The sequence below is a fragment of the Pseudoalteromonas sp. NZS37 genome (assembly GCF_015864265.1).
In the GTDB taxonomy this organism is placed as follows: domain Bacteria; phylum Pseudomonadota; class Gammaproteobacteria; order Enterobacterales; family Alteromonadaceae; genus Pseudoalteromonas; species Pseudoalteromonas arctica.
This window is the reverse complement of sequence record NZ_JADYXL010000052.1, coordinates 1-953: the sequence shown is the minus strand read 5'-3', so window position 1 is coordinate 953 and position 953 is coordinate 1. Positions and strand designations below refer to the sequence as shown.

The window sequence follows — 953 nt, the reverse complement described above, 5'->3', positions numbered from 1 at the left end:
ACAGCAGGTTCGGGTTGCAGATCAGCAGAGGGATGTCGCCCTTGGTCCCTTTGCGGCCACTCACTAGGGTCTCCCGGATGATCGGTGCCTTGGGCTCGGACGCACCCTTGTAGAGCGTGACGCGGTGCGCATGTCCGGCCTTGCGCACGCGCCGATACCAGGCGTAGGCGTTATGGGTCACGCCGTCCTCGCCCCCGGTGTCCACCGTGAGCATGCGGATTTTGATCTCTCGGTTGGGGTCCGGTGTCTTCCACGTGGCGTCGAGCAGCTTGTCCGTCAGCACATCCCAATCTTCAGGAAAGCTGGCGGGGTCGATAGGGGCAAACTCGCTTCCCATTCCGGGCCTTTTCGAGTGTTTTATCTCGAAACGATCCACCAACCACTGCTCCATGTGCACGCCGACGGCGTGGAGTTGCACCACGAAGCGCGCGTTCACCCCGCCCTGNGAAACGATCCACCAACCACTGCTCCATGTGCACGCCGACGGCGTGGAGTTGCACCACGAAGCGCGCGTTCACCCCGCCCTGCACGTCCACGGAGGCCGAGAGCATGCGTGTCTGCTCGGGTACCTGGTAGCGGATCAGGTCGTTTTCAGCGCGGTCCTGCGGTCGGGCACGTCCTGATTGGGACTCCTTCAGGTGCCGCGAGATGTACGGCATGCCCTGGTCCACGTTGATCGCGTTCTTCAGGGCCTCTTCCGATCCGCTGAGGGCATAGTGGCGCAGGCCCTGCAGGTGGCGCACTAGGATAGAGCGCCACGGTTGGAACGCCGCCGCCACGCCGCCCAGCCAGAACCCGGCGATGGAAGATGTCATGCCCTCGCCCACCAGTTCGTCGTCAACGGTCAGTGTCATGCCGTCCCGCAGCCACCGGCCGTTGGCGTTCAGAGCCTTCTTCTGGTCGGCGCCGTGCAGCGACCCACAGTGGGGACACACGATCTTGGCGTAGTGCTC

2 protein-coding genes are annotated in these 953 nt (G+C 64.0%); both read right to left on the bottom strand.

The genetic code is table 11. The annotated features are described in order from the left end of the window. The coding region (locus tag I6F47_RS20700; RefSeq protein ID WP_197184463.1) for a terminase gpA endonuclease subunit at positions 1–391 on the bottom strand (391 nt) is incomplete at its 3' end. Further along, the gene (locus I6F47_RS20695; RefSeq protein WP_442960287.1) at positions 294–815 is read right to left on the bottom strand and encodes a terminase gpA endonuclease subunit; all 522 of its coding nucleotides are present in this window, start codon (positions 813–815) and stop codon (positions 294–296) included. The genes I6F47_RS20700 and I6F47_RS20695, both read right to left, overlap by 98 nt. Positions 816–953 lie beyond the last annotated feature (138 nt).